Raw genomic sequence first — 19,529 nt, 5'->3', positions numbered from 1 at the left:
CACGACGCTTCCGGGTCGTCCCGGAGCCAAAAATTATAGAATAGCGGACGCCAGAGGGCAAAGCCGGGAGCCCTCGCTGCAATGGGCGCGTCTGGCGGCGTCCGCCGCCGCGCTGCCCGGGCCTTTGTTGCGGACCCGGCCCGCACACCAGGAATCAAATTTTTATGCAACGCATTATGCTGCGGGCGAAGCTGCACCGCGTCACGGTCACCGAAGCCGATCTGCACTACGAAGGTTCGTGCGGCATCGACGAAGACCTGCTCGACGCCGCCGGCATGCGCGAGTTCGAACGCATCGAACTCTATAACGTCACCAATGGCGAGCGCTTCGATACCTACATCATCAAGGCAGCCCGCGGTAGCGGCGCCATCTCGCTCAACGGCGCAGCGGCACGCAAGGCGCAGGTCGGCGATCTGCTCATCATCTGCACCTACGGCCCGATGTCCGAAGAAGATTCGGCGCGGCACAAGCCGCAGGTCGTGCTGGTGACCGACGCCAACCGCGTCAAGGAAATCCGCAAGTTCCCGGACTGAGTGTCCGGGCCGGCGGGGCGCCCTCCAGCGCTCCGCGTCTCCCACTTCGTATCATCATGAGCTTCTCGGTCACCATCCAACCCAGCCAGCATCATTTTCAGGTCGAGTCAGGCCAGACCGTGCTCGACGCGGCATTGGCCGCCGGCATCGTGCTGCCCTATAGCTGCCGTACCGGCGCATGCTCCACCTGCAAGGGCAAGGTGGTGTCCGGCGAGTACGATGCCGGCACCTATCCGGCTCAGATCCTGTCACCCGAGGAGCTCGCCGCCGGCTACACGCTGTTCTGCCAGGCCCGTCCCCAGACGGACCTCGTGCTTGAATCCACCGAAGTCCGGCTCGCTTCCGACATCCAGATCCGCAAGCTGCCCTCGCGCGTGCAGACGCTCGAGCGCGTCGCGCCCGATGTCACCGTGCTGAAGCTGCAGTTGCCGGCCTCCGAGCAGTTCCGTTACTACGCCGGCCAATACATCGAAGTCATCCTGAAGGACGGCAAGCGCCGTTCGTACTCGATGGCAGGGGCGCCGCACACCGGCAGCCCGCTCGAACTGCACATTCGCCACATGCCCGGCGGCCTGTTCACCGACCACGTCTTCGGCGCGGGCGCCACCCAGATGAAAGAGCGCGAGATCCTGCGCCTCGAAGGCCCGTTCGGCTCGTTCTTCCTGCGCGAAGACACCGACAAGCCGATCATCCTGCTCGCCAGCGGCACCGGCTTCGCGCCGGTCAAGGCCATCGTCGAGCACATGGCGCACAACGAAATCCGCCGTCCGGTCACGCTCTACTGGGGTGGCCGTCGTCCGCAGGATCTGTACATGGACGCCCTGGCGCGTTCCTGGGCCGAGACGCTGCCCGGCTTCACCTATGTGCCGGTCATTTCCAATGGCCTCGAAGAAGACGCCTGGACGGGCCGCACCGGCTTCGTGCACGAGGCCGTGATGGCCGATGTGCCGGACATGTCGGGTCATCAGGTCTATGCCTGTGGCACGCCGCTGATGGTCGATGCCGCACGCCGCGAATTCAGCGCGCAATGCAGCCTGCCCGCCGAGGAGTTCTACGCCGATGCGTTCACCTCCGAGGCCGATCTGGCCCGCGTCGGCGCCTGATTTCAGCGCCGCGCATCATGCGACAATGGGAGACATCCAACCGGCTCGATGCGCGGTGCGGATGTCTCCCCTTTTTTTTAGCCAACTTCGTGCCTGCGCCGGAGTAAACTGCCGCACCATCCTGGGGGCGGCCAGTCCGGCGCGCGCATCCACCATGTCGGCCCGGCGTCTCGGGCAGGGAGTATTGAGCGCATGAAAGTAGCGGTTTTGGGCAGCGGCATCATCGGGGTCTCCACCGCCTGGTGGCTCAGGCAGGCCGGCCATGACGTCGTCGTCGTCGATCGCTGCACGGGCGCCGCCCAGGAAACCAGTCTGGCCAACGGCTCGCAGATCTCCGTGTCCTACGCCGAGCCCTGGGCCAATCCGCAGGCGCCGTTCAAGTTGCTCAGATGGATGTTCCAGGACGACGCGCCCCTGCTGTTCCGCCCGCAGCTCGATTGGCGGCAATGGATGTGGGGCCTGGCGTTTCTGCGCGAATGCCTGCCGTCGCGCCTCGCGCCCAACATCCGCGCCATGGTCCGCATGGCCGAGTACAGCCGCGGCACGCTGCAGGCCATGCGCGCCGAGCTCGGCATCCAATACGACCACCTCGAACGCGGCATCCTCAATTTCTATCGCGACCCGCACGAGTTCGAGAACTCGCAACGCGCCGCGGGTCTCATGCGCGACTTCGGCGTCGAGCGCAGGGTGATCAACACCGATGAGGTGATTGCGATCGAACCCGCGCTGGCGCCGCACCGGGCCACCATCGTCGGCGGTGACTACACACCCGAAGACGAAAGCGGCGACGTTCATCTGTTCACGGTCGCATTGGCCGAGCGCTGCGCCGCCGCGGGCGTCGAGTTCCGTTTCAACACCGGCATCACCCGGCTCCTGGTCGAGGCGGGGCAGGTGCGCGGCGTCGAGCTCATCGAACCCGACGGCACCTATGGCGTCCTGCGCGCCGACGCCTACGTGGCGGCGCTGGGCAGCCACACCCCGCGCCTGGTGCGACCGCTCGGGGTGTCGTGCAACGTCTATCCCGCCAAGGGCTACTCCGCGACCTTCGCGATCAAGGATCCGGCGCGCGCGCCCACCGTCAGCCTGACCGACAGCAGCCACAAGGTGGTGTTCTCCCGGCTGGGTAACCGGCTGCGCATGGCCGGCACGGCCGAATTGTCGGGCTATTCGCGCAGCCTCAATACCGGACGCTGCGAAGCTCTCACGCGCCTTGCGCGCGAGCTCTTTTCCGATGCCCTCGATTACGAGGGCGTCAATTACTGGTCGGGCCTGCGCCCGTCCACCCCCTCGAACGTACCCCTGATCGGCCGCACCCGTGTTTCCAACCTGTATCTCAATACGGGCCATGGTACGCTGGGTTGGACGATGGGAGTGGGTTCGGGCCGCGCTTTGGCCGATCTGCTCAGCGGACGCCGGCCCGAGCCGGAATTTCCTTTTCTTGGTCTGTGAACCTATGAAGAAACTGCAACTGACGGGCCTTGCCCACGCGCTGCGTGCCAGCCGGTACGCGCTGTTTGGTCTGGCCCTGGCCGCCACCGGCATCGCGCATGCCGATACGGTCGAAATCCAGGTGTGGCACGTGCTGAACGGCGCCAACAAGGCCGAGTTCGAAAAACTCGCCAAGCAGTACAACAAAGAACAGAAAGACGTGACGGTCAAGCTGCGCGACTTCCCGTCGGAGTCGGCGCTGCAGAGCGAAGCCGCGGCAGCCCTCAAAGCCAAGAAGGCGCCCAATCTGGTGCAGCTGAACGACAACCACTCGCCCGAAGTCGTGGCCGAGCACAAGGCGATTCTGCCGCTGCACCAGCTGCTCGCGAAATACCCGATCAAAGACCTGAACTGGTTCCTGCCCGCGACCAGCGATTTCGTGCGCGACGGCCGCGGCCGCCTGCTTGCCTTCCCCTGGATGGCCGAAGTGCCCGTGATGTACTACAACACGGCGCTGTACAAGAAGGCGGGCCTCAATCCCAACCAGCCCGCCCGCACCTGGAACGAGCTCCAGGCCGAGCTGCTCAAGCTGCGCGACGTGGCGGATATCGATTGCCCCTACGCCACGAGCGAGCAGGTCACGGTGCATCTCGAGAATCTGGCGCCGATCAACAACCAGCTCTACGCCACCAACGAAAACGGCTTGGGCAAGGGCAAAGCCGCCCCCACCATGCAGTTCGACACGCTGTACATGCGTCACCTCTCGCTGATGGTGAGCTGGAAGCGTTCGCTGCTGCTCACGGCCTATTCGGGCGACAAAAAGAGCGATCAGCTGTTCGCCAAGGGTGAGTGTGGCGTGCTGACCTCCACCTCGGGTTCGTTCGGCCAGTTCCTCAACACGCGTTCGCTGTCGTTCGGCGTCGCGCCGCTGCCGTACTACGACCAGGCCACCAAGGCCGCCGGCCGTCCGTTCGTGAGCGGCTCCGCCTTGTGGGCGGTCGAAGGCCATCCGCAAGCCGAAGAAAAAGCCACCGCCAACTTCCTCGCCTGGCTGTCCAAACCGGTGATTGCCACCGAATGGCACCAGCAGACCGGCTACCTGCCCCTGACCGAGGCGGCGTTCCGTGCGTCCGACGTGTCGTTCTACGACAAGGTCCCCGGTGCGCACCAGCTGATCGCTTCCATGCGCGCCCAGCCGGCCCCCAACGGCCGCGGTTTCCGTATTGCCAACTACGATCGCATCGAGCCCGTGTTCAACGCGCAGCTCCAGGATGCGTTCGACGGCAAGACGCCGCCGGTCGCCGCGCTCAACAACGCCTCGGCGCAAGCCCGTACCATCGCCACCCAGCGCTGATCCGGACTCGCTCCTGCGTTGATCAGGCCACCCTTCGGGGTGGCCTTTTTCATGGCCGCTCGCGCTGATCTCGCGCGCGCGGGCCGCACGGTTTCGTCACGCCGCGATGACGGCGTCCCTCCGTACTAGTCGAGGTTTCGGGCGCCGGGCGAAGCGCGCACCATGCCTGTTCGCGTCGTGCCAGCTGGATAGACGCGGCCGCCGGCACCGATCTCCGGTCCGCGGTTCCCGTCAGGGTCCAGGCCAGGGAGGCGTGATGAACAAGGATGGCGCGGCTTTGCGGCAAGAGGGCGTCGGGCGATGCCGGTGCGCGCGTGGGCTGGTCTGCGCGAGCAGTTTGCTGGTGCTGTTGCCGGGCTGCGGTCTGCGCCTGGGCAGCGATGGCTGGGCCGCCGACGGCGTGCCGGCGCCCGCGTGGCAGGCGCGTGCCGCGGCGTACGATTTCGACTGGCAGCTCTCGGGCGACATCGAAGCGGGGCCCGCACAGATGTTCGGCGAAGGTCGCGAGATCTGGCTGCAGTTCGCGCCCGGCCAGGAGGTGCCTGCGTTGTTCGCGCACACCGCCGCCGGTCTGCTGCCATTGCCCTATCGCTCGTATCCGCCCTATGTCGTCGTGAGCAGCGATGCGCGCGAGCTCGTCATGCGGGCGGGTCACCGCGAGGCGCGCGCGAGGCATGCCTCTCTCGCGCAGGCCGGGCCGGCCAGCGCCGCCGCCTCGCTCGGGGCGGGCCCGCAGGCGCAGGCCCTGCTGCCCGAGGCGGCGCCGCGGGCACCAGACACGGCAGGGGTGGGCGGCCATGCGCGTCTCACCGATACCGGCGCGGGCACCGGCGCGGGCACCGGCGCGGGCACCGGCGCGGGCCCGCAGCTTGCCGCTTCTGGCGCGGCAACGCGGGCCTCGCCCCTCAGCCCCGCCAGCGCTCGAATCCCCGACGCCGACGTCGCCACGTTTCGCGCGGGGCCGCCCGATCCCACGCTGCGCGCCGTGCTCTCGCGCTGGGCGACGGGGGCGGGGTGGATGTTCCAGGCGGCTCACTGGGCCGTCGATGCCGATATCCCGCTCGATGGCGCGGCGGATTTTCATGGCGACTTCAAACAGGTCGTGCGTGATCTTCTCGCCAGCACCGAGCTCTCGGATCGTCCGGTTCAACCGTGCTTCTATGCCAACCGCGTGCTCAGAGTGGTGCCGCTGGCGCAGGCCTGCGATCGCAGCCGCGCCGATGCCAAGGTAGACGCATGATGGCCTTCAACGCTCCCCGGATGGTGCCGCCGTGCCGCGGGCCCGCGGCACGTAGCGGCTGGCCCGCGGCGGTCGCGCTGGCGCTGTTGTGCGGCGGGTGCTCACTCTCCGAGCGTCTCGACCATGCGCGCGCACAAGGTGTACAAGCCCGCGCGCGGGTCGAGGGCCTGCACGATGCGCATGCGCGCCGGATGTCGGATCGGGCCACGCGCGTGGCGGCGCAGGATGTGGCCGTGCCCTGGCTGGCCGGGCGTGCGCAGCCTTTGGCGCGTGACGTCGTCCTGCCCGAGCCGCTGCGCACGCGCGTCGAGGCCACCTTGCTCTACACCGACAAGCCCGATCTCCTGCGCATCGCGCAGCGAATCCGCCGTGCCACCGGTATCGCCGTGCGGGTCTTGCCCGAAGCGATGTTGCCGCCTGCGATGTTCATGCCCCGCTTGCAGGGGCTGCAAGGCTCGGCATCGGCGGTCGACGATGCGGCGCGGCAGGCCGAACTCGAAAGCGGTCCTCAGCCGCTGGCGGATCTGCTCGATGCGCTGGCCGCACGGCTTTATGTGCACTGGCGCTATCGCGCCGGGGCGATCGAGTTCTATCGCACCGATACCCGGGTGTTCGACGTCCGGATGCTGGCGCTCTCGACCCAGACCGAAAGCCGTCTCGGTCGATCCGCGAGCGCGCAGGCCGAGGGCTTCGATCACGCCATGCAGACATCGATGCAGTCGGGTGAGGGCGCGCCGCTCGAGGCGTTGCGGGCACGGATTCTTCCGTTTCTGTCGCGCGCGGGCGTGGTCTCCGAGGTTGCCACGGGCGGCAGTGCGCTGGTCGTCACCGACCTGCCCGAGGTGCTCGACCGCATCGACGCCTACATCTCCCGCGAGAATCGCATTGCCACGCGCCGTGTCCGCATTCTGCTCGAAGAGGTCACGGTCTCCACCAGCGCCCAGGACGAGCGCGATATCGATTGGTCGGGCGTGTTCGCCCAGGCCGGCCGCGCCTTCAATCTCGCCACGCCGGCGGCTGCCCAGGGCACGGGCGCGCTGGCCTCGGCGGCGGTGGATACCGGGGCCTGGGCGGGCAGCCGCGCGATGCTGCGCGCGTTGTCGCAGGCCGGCACGGTCGTGCGCCGGCGCAGCATCCCACTGCTCACCTTGAACCGCCAGCCCGTCACCCACGCGGTCCACAACACGTTCTCGTACGTGGATCAGGTGCAGGGCGGGGCGGTAGGCAGCACCAACGTCAATCAGGCGCTGTTGCCCACCGTGAGCGTGAGCCAGAAGCGCGAGACGGTCGGCACCTTCGTGACCATCGTGCCGGACGCGCGCGACGACGGCAGCATCCTGCTCTCGATCGGCTACGACAACACCTACGCGCAGCCGCTCCAGGCGCTGTCGTTCGGTCCCAAGGACAGCGCGCTCGTGGTGCAGCAGCTCAATCTCGACGGGCAAGGCACGGTTCAGCAGGTCGCCCTGCGGCCGGGGCAGGCCGTCCTGCTTGCGGGATTCGACCGGCAGGAGCTCGACGCACAGGCGCGCCGCCTTGCGCCGGGCGCCCCGATCGTCGCGGGCGGGCACGACAAACTCGGCGACACACGCTTGAGCACGGTACTGCTGGTCACGGCCCAGCTGGAGGACGGTGATGCATGATCCCACTGCCTATCGCCCCGATGTGATGGACACGGGGCCGGTTGCCGCGGATGCCGAGCCGCAGGCGGATGCCGAGCTGTCCGCGGCGGGCCGCGCCGGGCTCTACGCGCATGCCGAGCCGGGCACGCAACTGGTCGTCGGCCTGCATTGGTTCGCCGTGGTCGGATCGCACGCCACGGCCCTGGCGCGATTGCGTGCGCGCCAGACCGGCGCGACGCACTTCGTCGTGGGCGGCGCCCGCGGTCTCACCTGCGGCTGTCTGCGGCTCACGCGACGTCACGGCTTGATGCGCGGGCCGCGAGCCGCGCGCATCCTGGTCTCCGCGGCACAGGCCTTCGCCCATCTGGCGCAGGGTCAGCCGCGAGCCGGATTGGCCTGCCTGCCGGATGGCCGCTGGTGGCTGGCCGCCACCCAGGATGGCGCCGTGCTGACGCGGGCGGATCGGGTCTACCTCTCGCGCGCCGAGGCCGAGGCCGCACTGCAGGCCTTGTGCACACGTCATCCGCTGCTGGTGGTGTGCGATGCCGCCGCCCTCTATCTGCAGGCCAGTCGCCAGGTCGTGCCGGGCGCCCGCCTGCAGCCCGTGCGCCGCTGGCATCCGGTGCCGCTGGTATGCGCGGCGGCGGTGGCCACGGGCGCCGGATGGATCGCCTTCGGCGGCGCCGTCCAGGCGGATCCTCCCCCGGTCGTGGCCCAGGCGCCCGCGCCTTCACCGCCTGTCGAGGCGGGCTTGCGCGTCCAGGATGGCCACGCTTTGCCCGACGCGCTTGCCTCGTTCAATCGGCTTCCGCTCGGCGTGCTGGGCTGGCGTCTGGAGCAGGCGCGCTGTCTTTGGCAGGGCGCGGCGCCCGCCTGGGACTGCGACGCGCGCTATCGCCGCGTGGCCACCGAAGCCACCAGCGCGCAGTTCGTCCAGCGCCGTCCTGCGGGGTGGACCCTGGCCTTTCCGTCGCTCGATCAGGCCGACCTCGGCTGGCGTGTGCCGGCCCGCGAGGCGCGGGTCTTTGCAGAGTCGGGTACCGCGCCCGGTGCCCCGCCTTCCGCCACCGGACTGAGCCTGCTGCAAACGCACCGCGCCTCCCTCACGCGCCTGCAGGTCTCGGCGCCGCAGGCGCACGGCGAGGGCGCGGTGGCGCGACGGCGTTCCGTCGCGCTCCAGGGCCCGCTGCGCGTGGTCACCGCGATGCCCTGGTCCGCGTTGCAAGCGCACTGGCAGCGTCTGTCCATGCGCGTCGACCTCGCCAGTCCCAGCCAGGGGCCCCGCAGTCCACTGCTCGTCGATCTCGATGGAGACGTCTATGAACCCTGACCTTTGCACCCGCCGGCTGCTCGCGGGCGCCTTGCTGCTGGCGGTCTGTGTGGCGGCTGCGCCTCCCTCCCTTGCCACGATGCCGGCACGGGAGGTCCCGCGCGCATCGTTCTCCGATGCCGGCACCGGTCAGGCGCCCGCGCCATCCGTGTCAGCCGCGCCGGTCGCGCCTGTCGCTGCAAACGCCGCGCCTGCTGATCCGCTCGATGCGAACGCCACGCCTGCCGCTCCGCTCGATGCAAACGCGCCTGCCGCCCCGCTTGCTGCGAGCGCCGGGCCTGACCTGCCGCAGGCGTGGACCGGCAGCCAGACCGTGGCCGATCTGCTGCGTGCGGAAGTGCAGGCTCAGCGTGCGCCCGTCGCCGCCGGTCCCTCAGTGCGCGAACGGGGCGTGCGGGTCCAGGCGATCTATGGGATCGGGCGTCACCTGATGGCCGACGTCGCCATCGACGGCGATGTGCAGCGCTTTCGCAGCGGCCAGGAGCAGGCCCGGCGGCGCGATGCGCGTGCGGCAGGCGAGGCAGGCGAGTCCTATCGACTGCAGCGCATCGAGCCGCCCTGCGTGGTGCTGCGGCACGGCTCCGACACGCTGCGCACCTGCCTGCTGGGTGCGTCCGACCCCGGGGCGGTCCGGTGATGCGCGCCGTGCTCAGGGGATCCGAATCCCGCGCCGTTCATACCGCTTCGGTGGCGGAGGGGCCAGCACAAGGCCTGCCGGCGATATGCGGCAGCGTCGCCGAACTGCGGGCCATGCGGCCGGCCTTCGTGCGCAGCCTGCATGCCGAGTTCGATCTGGCCGACCTGCGCTCGATGGTGTGCCCCGTGTTGCTCGACGATCAGCGCGTGCGCCTGTTGGTGCTGCCCGAGTATCTCGAAGGCGACGCGACCGACGAGGTGCAACGGCTGGTGCGGCGGCACGGCTGGCCGCTCAGCACCCCCGCGCGGCAGGCGGCCTCCACGTCGCTCCTGCTCACGCTGGCCCGCGATCCCGCGCCCTCGGTGGTCTCCGAGCCCGCGGATTCCCTGCGCATGAGCTCGTCGGCCCTGCAGTTGCTGTTCCATGAGATCGTGTCGCAGGCGCTGCGGCTCGAGGCCAGCGACCTGCACCTGCGCGTCGATGAGCCCTCGCGCGATGCCGAGATCCGTTGCACGGTCGACGGGATGTACGTGCCGATACCGACGCTGGCGCCGGTGCCGACGCGCATGCTGCGCGACATGCTCGCGGTCGTGTGGATGGATGTACGCGGCGGTAATGGCGCGGTGTTCGACCCGCTCGCCGAGCAGCAGGGGCAGCTCCTGCACGATCACGCGGGCGAGCCGGTGCTGTTGCGCTGGGCGTCTTTGGCCACCGACACGGGGCCCGCGGTCTGCCTGCGCCTCACGCGCCGAAAGCCCGCGCAGCAGGCCCGTCTGCGCCGTCTGGGGTTTCTGCCGGCGCAACTGGCCCGCATCGAAACGGCCTGCCGTATCGAAGGCGGTGCGGTGGTGGTCTCGGGCCGCGTAGGATCCGGAAAATCCACCACGCTGGCGGCCATGCTGGCGGCCTTGCCGGGCACGCGCAAGCTCATCACGCTCGAAGATCCCGTCGAAACCCCGATTGCCGGTGCCCTGCAAAATACCGTGGTGCGCGACCTCGGCCCGTCCGAAGGGCATCCTTTCGATGCCAAGCTCAAAACGGTCAAGCGCAGCGCGCTGCAAGATTTTTATCTGGGCGAGGTGCGCGATCACGATACCGGGCGTGCCTTCGCCGACATGGCGAGCGCCGGCATCAGTGTCTACACCACGGTGCATGCCGGCTCGGCGCAATCGATCGTCGATCGGCTCGCAAGCGATTTCATCGGTGTGTCTCGCGACCTGCTCAATGCGCCTGGCCTGATCAAGCTGCGGATTTACCAAACGCTTGCGCCGCGTCTGTGCCGGCACTGCGCGCTGCCCCCCTGGGAGTGGTTGCAACGCGACCATCGCCGCGGCAATGAATGGCGCCGTTGGCGGGCAGGGTGGGCGCGCGGCGAGCGACGCATGCCGGGCACGCTGCGACGGGTGCGTTACCGCAACGAACAGGGATGCCCTCGTTGCACGCGTGGTCGTCCCGCCGCGCTCTGGGGCTACGCCGGACGCTTGGTGGTGGCCGACGTCCTGGCCGAGGCACGGGGCGAGGCAGACCGCATCGTTTCCACAGATGCGGGCCCGCCTTCTGGCGTGCTGCCCGTCATGCCTTTGCTGCATGCGGGCGGGGTTCGGGTTCTGCACGGCGACATCGACCCGCGCTGGCTGGCCGACCTGGCAGGCGGCGTGGCACCGCTGATGCGAATGGCGCGCGCGGCGCCGTTGCCTGCGCACCGTTCCCTGTCGCGCCGGCCGCGTCCGCGTTGGCGGGAGGTCACATGATGCGCCACGTTCACGTCATGGCCTGGCGTCGGCGGATGCGGTCCCACCTGGGCTGGGTCAGGCTACGCCTGGACGCGTGGCGGTTCCGCTCGGATCGGGCGGACTACTACGACTATCTGGCGGCCCTGCTGGGTGGCGCGGACGGGCGGCACTCATTGCGCGACGTGCTCTTTCGCGATGCGGCGCGTCACGGTCCCCGCACGGTCAGAGGCCGCCTGTCGGCCCATTGGGCGTCGATATGCGACGCCCATGCCGGCCACCTCGGGCAAGTCTGGAGCGGTACGTTGCCCGCCCAAGAGTGCATGGTCGTGGGCGCCGCTCAGGCGGCGGGCGCCACGGCGCTGACCCAGGCGCTTGGCGAACTGGCGCGGGTCTGTGCACTGACCCGCCGGGCCCGCGGCGAAGCCCTCTCCACCCTGGCCGCGGCCGTTGTCGCGCTTCTGGTGCTGATGGCCACCCTGATCGCGGTCGCGTACTACACCGTGCCTCAGCTGCGCCTGGTCTTCGATGCCGTGCCGGTGGCACAGCACGGCGTGTCGACGCAGCGGCTGTTCGGCCTGTCCGACCTGCTGGCCCGGGTGTGGCCGGTGGCGCTCGCACTGGGCGGGGGGCTGTGCGGGCTGTGGATCTGGTCGTTTGCCGCGGTCACGCCGTCATGGCGCGGCGCGATCGACGGCCTCGGGCCGTGGCGGCTTTATCGCGATGTGCAGGCCACGCGCTTCCTCGCCTTGCTCGATGTGCTGCTGAGGCGGCACGGCAATCTCGACACCCGCCTGCGCGCGGCCCTGGTATCGCAACGCCCATATGCCAGCCCGTGGATGGCCTGGCACATCGATGCCATGGTGGCCCGCATCGATGCGGGCGACGTGGGCGCAGCCACCTTCGACACGGGTCTGCTCGACAAACGGCTTTGGTGGTTCCTGGGCGACATGACACTCGCGCATGGGCTGGAAGCCGGGCTGCGCCTCGCGCGTGGGCGGGTTCAGTCCCATCTGCTGCCCGCGGTCGCGCGGCAGGCGGGCGTGTTGCGCTGGTGGATTCTGCTCGGCGTCGTGGCACAGCTGATCGGCCTCGTGCTGTGGCATTACCAGGTGATCGACGAGCTGCGTCGCGCCCTGGTGCAGGTGTATTCGTCTTATTGATTTTCCGTCGCCGGTATTCATCTGGAGCCCCTCATGTCCGCTTATCTCCTGCTGCGCGTCCCGTGTCGTCTCGGCCCCCATCGCGCACTGAATCCTCGTATCGCGCTACGGCATCAGCGCGGCATGTCCCTCGTGGAGATTTCGATCGTCGCCTCCATCCTGTTGTTGGTGGCGGTGTTCGGCATCCCCGCGGTGCGCGGCTATGTGATCGAGTTTCGCGTGCCGCGCGTGGGCGAGGAGGTGCACCGCTTCGTGGCGCGCATGCAAGGACAGGCCTGGTCCAACGACGCGCTGCCCTATACGAACATGGGCAATGCCACGCTGGCCCGCGCGTTCGAGGGCTCGTCGATCGTGATCACCGAAGGCGCCGATGGCGCCGCGCCCACGCTGCGGCATGGGCTCGGGCAGACCGGTCGTATCACGGCGGTCCCGGCCGCGGCGGCCGGCGGCGTCGTCGGCAGCGCCTATCGACTCGCGTTCGACGCTGTCCATGATGCGGCGTGTCCCGGTCTGGCCGCGGTATTGCAGCAGGCCGCGTCCGTCGTGACCCTGCAGGGCAGGGGAGCCGCGGTCACCGTCAAGGATGACACGCGCAATCCCCCGCTCCCCTACGACGGCCTGCAAGCCCTGGCCGAGTGCGCCAGGGGCGAGAGCAACCGCTTCGAGTTCACGTTCCGATGAGTGCGCGCGGGCGCCTTCGTCCCCGTCCGGCAGGGGCCGGGCAAGCCGGCTTTGCGCTGCTCGAGTTCACCTGGGCGGCACTGCTGGCGATGCTGCTCGTCGTGGCCGTGGCGGCGCGTCAGGCGCGCGAAGCGCAGGATGCGGCGGCGCGGGCCAGTGGCCAATGGATGGCCCAGGTGCTCGCCGCCGTCCAGACCGCCGCCGCGCGCGACCGGGACGCCTGGGAGCGCGGCGAGCCGCCGCGGGATCTGACTGGCGCGCTGCGCTATGCCGACCCGACGCGGCCCTCGCTCGAGGAGCTGATCCGGGCAGGGAGCCTGCCACGCGGCTTTCCCGGGCGGGCGCCATTGGGATTCGGCGTCACGGTGTCGCTGCGCGGCGCGGCGTGCCCGGGGGCGGCCTGCCGGCTGGACGCGGTCGTGGCCAGCGACCGCGCCCTGGTGGACCGCCGCGGCCGCCCGCTCGACCTGGTGGCCATTTTTCCGCTCCTCGAAAAGCTCGGCGGGCAGGGCGCCTGGCTCGATCCCGCCACGGGCCGCGTGGTCGGCCGGGCCGCGGGCGAGGCGGCGCTCGCGGGCATCGACGCGGGGCGATGGCCGTGGGGCACCGTCATCGGATGGGCCGGCCAGGCCGGTGCCGGCGCCAACCAGCCGCCCCTCGACCCGCGCTACGTGCAGGTGGGCGACACCCGCGACCCGCAGCTACGCGGCCATCTCAGCGTGGCGGGATCCGTGGCGGCGCAGGGCGCGGTGACCGCGCAGCGCGAGATCAGCGCCCGCACCCATCTGTCCGTGGCCGCGGCCTACACCGAAGCCGCGGCGTGCGCGATGCCCGCCGGCGCGCTGGCCAGCGACGCCAGCGGCAGGACGCTGGTCTGCCGCGAGGGCGTCTGGCAGCGGGCCTTCAAGGAGCGGTTCGGTGGGCTGTATCGCAACCGGATGGATCCCGAGGGCAGAGCCGACCACGACTGCGTGTATGGCTATCACGTTCTGCAGCAGTTGGATTTTGGCGATCCGTTCCGCAGCATTCGCTGCCGGTGCCCGCCGGGTTACGTCGAATATAGGGTCACCGAGCTGACCGCGCTGTGCCTGGCGGCCGATTAAGGTGGTCGCTGGCTTCCTTCCGCCTTGCCTCTATAATCAAAAATTCGCCTAAATCCCGATTCATCCACGATGAAATCCTCCGAGATTCGCCAGAAGTTCCTGCAATTCTTCCAGTCCAAGGGCCACACGATCGTTCCGTCGTCCTCGCTGGTGCCGGGTAACGACCCCACGCTGCTGTTCACCAACTCCGGGATGGTGCAGTTCAAGGACGTGTTCACCGGCAAGGAAACGCGTTCCTATAACCGTGCTACCTCGTCGCAGCGCAGCGTGCGCGCGGGCGGCAAGCACAACGACCTCGAAAACGTCGGCTATACCGCACGCCACCACACGTTCTTCGAGATGCTGGGCAACTTCAGCTTCGGCGACTATTTCAAGCGCGATGCGATCTTCTATGCCTGGGAATTGTTGACCACGGTCTACAAGCTGCCCGCCGAGAAGCTCTGGGTGACCGTCTACCAGGAAGACGACGAAGCCTACGACATCTGGGCCAAGGAAGTCGGCGTGCCCACCGAGCGCATCATCCGCATCGGGGATAACAAGGGCAGCCGATACGCATCGGACAACTTCTGGCAGATGGGCGACACCGGTCCGTGCGGTCCGTGTACCGAGATTTTCTATGATCACGGCGCCGACATCTGGGGCGGCCCCCCGGGATCCCCCGAAGAAGACGGCGACCGCTATATCGAAATCTGGAACCTCGTGTTCATGCAGTTCGAGCGCGACGCGGCCGGCAACATGACCCCGCTGCCCAAGCCCTGCGTCGATACCGGCATGGGCCTGGAGCGTATCGCCGCCGTGCTGCAGCACGTGCACTCGAACTACGAGATCGATCTCTTCCAGAAGCTGATCGCGGCCGCCGCGCGCGAAACCGGCACGAACAACCTCGAAGACAATTCGCTCAAGGTCATCGCTGACCACATCCGCGCGTGCTCGTTCCTGATCGTCGACGGCGTGATTCCGAGTAACGAGGGCCGTGGCTACGTGCTGCGCCGCATCGTGCGCCGCGCGCTGCGTCATGGCTACAAGCTGGGCCAGACCAAGCCCTTCTTCCACCGTCTGGTGCCTGATCTCGTCCAGGAAATGGGCGAGGCCTATCCCGAACTCGCCAATATCGCCGAGCGCGTTGCCCAGGTGCTCAAGCAGGAAGAAGAGCGCTTCGGCGAGACCCTCGAACACGGCATGAAGATCCTCGACGTGGCCCTGGCCAACGTCAAGGCCGGCGGCCAGCTCGATGGCAATACGCTCTTCACGCTGTACGACACCTACGGTTTCCCGGTCGACCTCACCGCCGACATCTGTCGCGAGCGCGAGGTCGAGGTCGACATGGCCGGCTTCGAGTCCGCGATGGCGCGCCAGCGCGACCAGGCACGCGCCGCGGGCAAGTTCAAGATGGCCGAAGGCCTGAGCTACGAAGGCGCACAGACCCGCTTCGAGGGCTACGAACAGCTCGAACTGAGCGGCGTCGAAGTCACGGCGCTCTATGTCGACGGTACGCAGGTCGAGCAGGTTCAGGCTGGCCAGAACGCGGTCGTCGTGCTCGACGCGACGCCGTTCTACGCCGAGTCCGGCGGTCAGGTCGGTGATACCGGCCTGCTCGAAGCCGAGGGCGTGCGCTTTGCCGTTGCCGACACGCTCAAGATTCAACCGGGTGTGTTCGGCCATCATGGCGAGCTGGAGTCCGGCTCGCTCAAGGTGGGTGACAAGCTGCTGGCGCGCGTCGACGTCGTTCGTCGCGCGCGTACCGTGCGCAACCACTCCGCCACTCACCTGATGCACAAGGCCCTGCGCGAAGTGCTGGGCTCGCACGTGCAGCAGCGTGGCTCGCTGGTCGATCCCGACAAAACCCGCTTCGACTTCGCGCAAGACGCGCCCATGACCGCCGAGCAGATCGCGCGTGTCGAAGACATCGTCAACGCCGAAGTGCTGGCCAACCACTCCACCCGCTCGCAGGTCATGGCCTACGACGACGCGGTCAAGGGCGGCGCGATGGCGCTGTTCGGCGAAAAGTACGGCGATACGGTCCGCGTGCTCGACATCGGCTTCTCGCGCGAACTGTGCGGCGGCACGCACGTCGCGCGCACGGGCGATATCGGCCTGTTCAAGATCGTGTCCGAAGGCGGCGTGGCCGCCGGCGTGCGTCGCGTCGAGGCCATCACGGGCGACAACGCGCTGCGCTGGGTGCGCGAACAGAACGCGCTGCTCACCCGCGCCGCGGGCGTGCTGCGCAGCACCGTGGCTGACCTCCCGGACCGCATCGTGCAGGTGCAGGACCAGGTCAAGGCCCTCGAAAAAGACCTCGAGCAGGCCCGTGCCAAGCTGGCCGCGAGCGCCGGCAACGATCTCGCCGATCGTGCCACCGTCGAGGTCAAGGGGGTCAAAGTGCTGGCCGCGACCATCAACGATGTCGATCCCAAGGCACTGCGCGGCATGGTCGACAACCTGAAAGACAAGCTCAAGTCCGCGGTCGTGCTGCTGGCGACCGGCGCCGACGGCAAGATCAGCGTCGTGGGCGGTGTCACGTCCGACCTGACCGGTCGCGTCAAGGCGGGCGATCTGGTCGGTTTCGTGGCGTCGCAGGTCGGCGGCAAGGGCGGTGGCCGTCCTGACATGGCCATGGGCGGCGGTACCGATGTGGGCGCGTTGCCCGCGGCGGTCGCCGGTGTCCAGAAGTGGGTCGAAGAGCGTCTCTGATGAGCGATCAACACGCTGCCACGCAGCGGCCCGAGTTCGCACTGGAGGTCGATGCCAGCGGCCTGACCTGCCCGCTGCCCATTCTGCGTGCCAAGAAAGCCCTGGCCCAGATGGAAAGCGGTCAGGTGCTGCATGTCATCACCACCGATCCCAAGGCCACGCGGGATTTCCAGGCCTTCGCCACGCAGACCGGTAACGCGCTGGTGGCGCAGCTCACCGAAGGCGATAGCGCGCATCACTATCTGCGCCGTCGCTGACGGCCTGGGCCGCGCCCGCTGGGCGTGCCGGTGCACCCATCCCCGAATGCCGTCGACCGGCCTTCGGGGATTTTCTTTGGCGCGTACCTTTCAGTTGGGTTGTGGCGATCGGATAGGGCGTAGCGGCCTGGCGTTGGAGCGCGCCGGCGCAATCACCGACCCGGCCACGGCCCGCGTGAAACAACGTTCTGAGACATGACACACTCCTTGCGAATGCGGCCATGGGCCGGGACGGTGTATGCTTGCGTCTTGCCGTTGATGGTGAAACGTGGCGAGCCCGGACTCCGGGCCATCACTGCCACGCCGAGCGTCCCGGGGAGGTCTTCCCGTGCTGTTCGCATCGCGGTCCGGTCGATCCCCGGTTGCCTCGTCATTGCGGCCCCGGTTTTTCAACCGATTTTTTAGCCGTTCTGAACCCGCAAACGCGCGGCAGTTCTTCCCGCGGACCGGCGCTGCCGGCCACACCCGAGACTACCCCGCGTGCCGCCATTGCCACACTCCACCGAGTCCGAGCATATGTTGCTTCGTGGCATAACGGCACAACATCATGGGCGCCCACCGCAAAAAACGGCGGGGCATTTGCCATGGTGTTCAATAGGGTGCTAGAATTTCCCGTTTTTCCACAACTAATTCAAGGGATTACCTATGCTGGTGATTCGTCTGGCCCGTGGCGGCTCCAAGAAGCGTCCGTTCTACAACCTGGTTGCTACCGATTCGCGCAACCGTCGCGACGGCCGCTTTGTCGAGCGCGTGGGTTTCTACAACCCGGTTGGCTCCGAAGGCACCGAAAACCTGCGCATCGCGCTGGATCGTGTCAAGTACTGGACCGACAACGGCGCGCAACTGTCGCCCGCCGTCGAGCGTCTGGTCAAAGACTACTCGGCCAAGGTTTCGGCTGCTGCCTAAGCTTTGCCTCTCGCGGGTCCGTCTGGCACGCGTGCCATGACATGCCCGGTGGCCGGCGCTCACGCGTTACACCGGGCCAGGAAGCAGTGACACCTCCGAATCAACGCCGCGCTCATCGCGCACGGTGGGTTCCAGCCCGAGTCATCCCGGCCTTCAAGGCAGGGGTTGCCGGGGCTGATTCGGTTTGGGCAGATCCTGCTGCCTCCCGCGAGTCTGGTTCGCGCCTGGCGCGAGCCCTCCAACCACATTTTTTGCACACGACCCATGTCTGATGCTGTCCGCTCCAAAGCGGCGCCCGAAGACCTGGTCGAACTGGGTCGCATCACCGCGGCCTACGGTGTCAAGGGTTGGGTCAAGGTGCAGCCGCACTCGGCACAGGCCGATGTGTTGCGCACCCAGTCTCAGTGGTGGTTGACTCGCCCCGCGCCGCAAGCGGCTCGGGGCGTTGTCGCGTCCGTACCCGTCGCAATCAAGGTGCTGCAGGCACGTGTCCATAGTGGCACGGTCGTGGCGCAGCTCGACGGTGTAGCCGATCGTGATCAGGCGGAAGCCTTGCGCGGTCATGTCGTGTCGGTGGCGCGTAGCGCCTTTCCGGCCGCGGGCGACGACGAATACTACTGGGTCGACCTGATCGGATGCGCGCTCTATACCGACGCGCCTGGCACTCGCACGCTGATCGGCGTGGTCGACGGGGTATTCGATAACGGCGCCCATGCCATTCTGCAGGTCCATCGTCAGCGCCAGGCGGCGCCGGACGCACCGGTCGAGCCCGTGCTCGACGCCAAGGGTCGTCCCGCCGAAGTCCTGGTGCCGTTCGTTCGGGCCCATGTCCATCACGTCGATCTGACCGCCCGCGTCATCGACAGCGATTGGCCGCTGGAAGACGACTGATGCGTTTCGACGTCATCACCCTGTTCCCCGAAACGTTCGCCGTCGTTCGCGATCAAGGCGTGACCGGCCGTGCGCACGGGCAGGGGATCTGGTCTCTGCACACCTGGAATCCGCGCGATTTCACATCGGACGTCCATCGCACCGTCGATGATCGTCCGTATGGTGGCGGGCCGGGGATGGTGATGCTGGCCGCGCCGCTCGAGGCCGCGGTCGAGGCCGCGCAGCGCGGCCGCGAGGCCGAGGGGCTGCCGCGCGCGCCGGTCGCGCTGCTCGCGCCCGTGGGCCGGCGCTACGATCAGGCGGCCGCGCAGGGGCTGGCCGGCTCCACCGGGCTGATTCTGATCTGTGGCCGCTACGAAGGGCTGGATCAGCGCTTCATCGACCGCTGCGTCACGCTCGAAATCTCGCTCGGCGACTTCGTGTTGTCGGGTGGCGAGATCGCCGCGCTGGCGGTCATCGATGCGGCCGTGCGGCTCGTGCCGGGCGTGCTCAACGATGGCGACTCGGCGCTCCAGGATTCCTTCAACGAAACGTTGTCGGGCCTGCTGGACAGCCCGCACTACACGCGCCCGGAAGTCTATGAGGGTGTCGCGGTGCCGGCCGAACTCAAGAGCGGCAACCATGCGCTCATCGCACGCTGGCGGCGCGATCAATCGCTACGACTCACGCTGCAACGGCGTCCCGAGTTGATCGATCGCGCACGGGAGCAGGGCTGGCTCGACCATGCCGACGAAGTGCGGCTGGCCGAGCTCCAGGGCCTGCCGCCGCCCGAGGCGCCGCGCAAGCGGCGGCGCGGCAAGGCCGGCTGAGGCGCTGATCGTTCAGCGCTGCCGGGTCTTGCCTGCCGCGCGACCCGCTGC

Annotated in this window: 17 protein-coding genes; all 17 read left to right on the top strand. The window is 68.4% G+C overall.

What is annotated here, in order from left to right:
- Positions 1-164 precede the first annotated feature (164 nt).
- Complete coding sequence (gene panD, locus CAL25_RS12655) at positions 165-533, top strand: aspartate 1-decarboxylase (protein WP_094800487.1); 369 nt, start codon at positions 165-167, stop codon at positions 531-533.
- Between the two features lie 56 nt (positions 534-589).
- The gene (locus CAL25_RS12650; protein ID WP_094800485.1) at positions 590-1,636 is read left to right on the top strand and encodes a CDP-6-deoxy-delta-3,4-glucoseen reductase; all 1,047 of its coding nucleotides are present in this window, start codon (positions 590-592) and stop codon (positions 1,634-1,636) included.
- A 192-nt stretch (positions 1,637-1,828) separates the two neighbouring features.
- Complete coding sequence (locus tag CAL25_RS12645; RefSeq protein ID WP_094800483.1) at positions 1,829-3,085, top strand: D-amino acid dehydrogenase; 1,257 nt, start codon at positions 1,829-1,831, stop codon at positions 3,083-3,085.
- 4 nt (positions 3,086-3,089) lie between these two features.
- Positions 3,090-4,418 carry an extracellular solute-binding protein gene (locus tag CAL25_RS12640; protein ID WP_094800481.1) on the top strand — a complete coding sequence of 443 codons (1,329 nt, stop codon included), beginning with the start codon at positions 3,090-3,092 and terminating at the stop codon, positions 4,416-4,418.
- 343 nt (positions 4,419-4,761) lie between these two features.
- On the top strand, positions 4,762-5,658 hold the full coding sequence (locus tag CAL25_RS12635; RefSeq protein ID WP_249279068.1) for a TcpQ domain-containing protein: 897 nt from the start codon (positions 4,762-4,764) through the stop codon (positions 5,656-5,658).
- A gap of 20 nt (positions 5,659-5,678) precedes the next feature.
- Positions 5,679-7,301: a hypothetical protein gene (locus CAL25_RS12630; protein WP_094800479.1), complete on the top strand. Its 1,623-nt coding sequence runs from the start codon at positions 5,679-5,681 to the stop codon at positions 7,299-7,301.
- Positions 7,294-8,610 (top strand): hypothetical protein, encoded by a 1,317-nt coding sequence (locus CAL25_RS12625; protein ID WP_094800477.1) that lies wholly within the window; start codon positions 7,294-7,296, stop codon positions 8,608-8,610. The genes CAL25_RS12630 and CAL25_RS12625 overlap by 8 nt, the downstream gene beginning before the upstream one ends.
- Positions 8,600-9,247, top strand: a complete 648-nt coding sequence (locus CAL25_RS24050; RefSeq protein WP_141217931.1) for a hypothetical protein — start codon at positions 8,600-8,602, stop codon at positions 9,245-9,247. Before CAL25_RS12625 ends, CAL25_RS24050 begins: the two co-directional genes overlap by 11 nt.
- Positions 9,248-9,360: 113 nt before the next feature.
- Entirely contained in the window at positions 9,361-10,998 is a 1,638-nt protein-coding gene (locus CAL25_RS12615; RefSeq protein ID WP_170948484.1) for an ATPase, T2SS/T4P/T4SS family, read from the top strand.
- 35 nt (positions 10,999-11,033) lie between these two features.
- Positions 11,034-12,140 (top strand): hypothetical protein, encoded by a 1,107-nt coding sequence (locus tag CAL25_RS12610; RefSeq protein ID WP_094800471.1) that lies wholly within the window; start codon positions 11,034-11,036, stop codon positions 12,138-12,140.
- A gap of 33 nt (positions 12,141-12,173) precedes the next feature.
- The gene (locus CAL25_RS12605) at positions 12,174-12,821 is read left to right on the top strand and encodes a prepilin-type N-terminal cleavage/methylation domain-containing protein (protein WP_141217930.1); all 648 of its coding nucleotides are present in this window, start codon (positions 12,174-12,176) and stop codon (positions 12,819-12,821) included.
- Complete coding sequence (locus CAL25_RS12600) at positions 12,818-13,924, top strand: hypothetical protein (protein WP_094800467.1); 1,107 nt, start codon at positions 12,818-12,820, stop codon at positions 13,922-13,924. Before CAL25_RS12605 ends, CAL25_RS12600 begins: the two co-directional genes overlap by 4 nt.
- Before the next feature lie 69 nt (positions 13,925-13,993).
- The gene (gene alaS, locus CAL25_RS12595; RefSeq protein WP_094800465.1) at positions 13,994-16,615 is read left to right on the top strand and encodes an alanine--tRNA ligase; all 2,622 of its coding nucleotides are present in this window, start codon (positions 13,994-13,996) and stop codon (positions 16,613-16,615) included.
- The gene (locus tag CAL25_RS12590) at positions 16,615-16,872 is read left to right on the top strand and encodes a sulfurtransferase TusA family protein (RefSeq protein WP_094800463.1); all 258 of its coding nucleotides are present in this window, start codon (positions 16,615-16,617) and stop codon (positions 16,870-16,872) included. The genes alaS and CAL25_RS12590 overlap by 1 nt, the downstream gene beginning before the upstream one ends.
- A 645-nt stretch (positions 16,873-17,517) precedes the next feature.
- Complete coding sequence (rpsP, locus tag CAL25_RS12585) at positions 17,518-17,778, top strand: 30S ribosomal protein S16 (protein ID WP_094800461.1); 261 nt, start codon at positions 17,518-17,520, stop codon at positions 17,776-17,778.
- Between the two features lie 264 nt (positions 17,779-18,042).
- The gene (gene rimM / locus CAL25_RS12580; RefSeq protein WP_094800459.1) at positions 18,043-18,669 is read left to right on the top strand and encodes a ribosome maturation factor RimM; all 627 of its coding nucleotides are present in this window, start codon (positions 18,043-18,045) and stop codon (positions 18,667-18,669) included.
- The gene (gene trmD / locus CAL25_RS12575; RefSeq protein ID WP_094800457.1) at positions 18,669-19,478 is read left to right on the top strand and encodes a tRNA (guanosine(37)-N1)-methyltransferase TrmD; all 810 of its coding nucleotides are present in this window, start codon (positions 18,669-18,671) and stop codon (positions 19,476-19,478) included. Before rimM ends, trmD begins: the two co-directional genes overlap by 1 nt.
- The last annotated feature ends 51 nt before the right edge of the window (positions 19,479-19,529 follow it).

Origin of the sequence: Bordetella genomosp. 5 (genome assembly GCF_002261315.1) — a bacterium.
Taxonomy (GTDB): Bacteria; Pseudomonadota; Gammaproteobacteria; order Burkholderiales; family Burkholderiaceae_B; genus Bordetella.
The sequence above is the reverse complement of the archived record's forward strand: the minus strand, read 5'-3'. Positions and strand labels throughout refer to the sequence as shown.

Coding starts and splice junctions, on each gene's coding strand:
- panD (WP_094800487.1), top strand. CDS start 165: ATGCAACGCATTATGCTGCGGGCGAAGCTGCACCGCGTCACGGTCACC.
- CAL25_RS12650 (WP_094800485.1), top strand. CDS start 590: ATGAGCTTCTCGGTCACCATCCAACCCAGCCAGCATCATTTTCAGGTC.
- CAL25_RS12645 (WP_094800483.1), top strand. CDS start 1,829: ATGAAAGTAGCGGTTTTGGGCAGCGGCATCATCGGGGTCTCCACCGCC.
- CAL25_RS12640 (WP_094800481.1), top strand. CDS start 3,090: ATGAAGAAACTGCAACTGACGGGCCTTGCCCACGCGCTGCGTGCCAGC.
- CAL25_RS12630 (WP_094800479.1), top strand. CDS start 5,679: ATGGTGCCGCCGTGCCGCGGGCCCGCGGCACGTAGCGGCTGGCCCGCG.
- CAL25_RS12625 (WP_094800477.1), top strand. CDS start 7,294: ATGCATGATCCCACTGCCTATCGCCCCGATGTGATGGACACGGGGCCG.
- CAL25_RS24050 (WP_141217931.1), top strand. CDS start 8,600: ATGAACCCTGACCTTTGCACCCGCCGGCTGCTCGCGGGCGCCTTGCTG.
- CAL25_RS12615 (WP_170948484.1), top strand. CDS start 9,361: ATGCGGCCGGCCTTCGTGCGCAGCCTGCATGCCGAGTTCGATCTGGCC.
- CAL25_RS12610 (WP_094800471.1), top strand. CDS start 11,034: ATGCGGTCCCACCTGGGCTGGGTCAGGCTACGCCTGGACGCGTGGCGG.
- CAL25_RS12605 (WP_141217930.1), top strand. CDS start 12,174: ATGTCCGCTTATCTCCTGCTGCGCGTCCCGTGTCGTCTCGGCCCCCAT.
- CAL25_RS12600 (WP_094800467.1), top strand. CDS start 12,818: ATGAGTGCGCGCGGGCGCCTTCGTCCCCGTCCGGCAGGGGCCGGGCAA.
- alaS (WP_094800465.1), top strand. CDS start 13,994: ATGAAATCCTCCGAGATTCGCCAGAAGTTCCTGCAATTCTTCCAGTCC.
- CAL25_RS12590 (WP_094800463.1), top strand. CDS start 16,615: ATGAGCGATCAACACGCTGCCACGCAGCGGCCCGAGTTCGCACTGGAG.
- rpsP (WP_094800461.1), top strand. CDS start 17,518: ATGCTGGTGATTCGTCTGGCCCGTGGCGGCTCCAAGAAGCGTCCGTTC.
- rimM (WP_094800459.1), top strand. CDS start 18,043: ATGTCTGATGCTGTCCGCTCCAAAGCGGCGCCCGAAGACCTGGTCGAA.
- trmD (WP_094800457.1), top strand. CDS start 18,669: ATGCGTTTCGACGTCATCACCCTGTTCCCCGAAACGTTCGCCGTCGTT.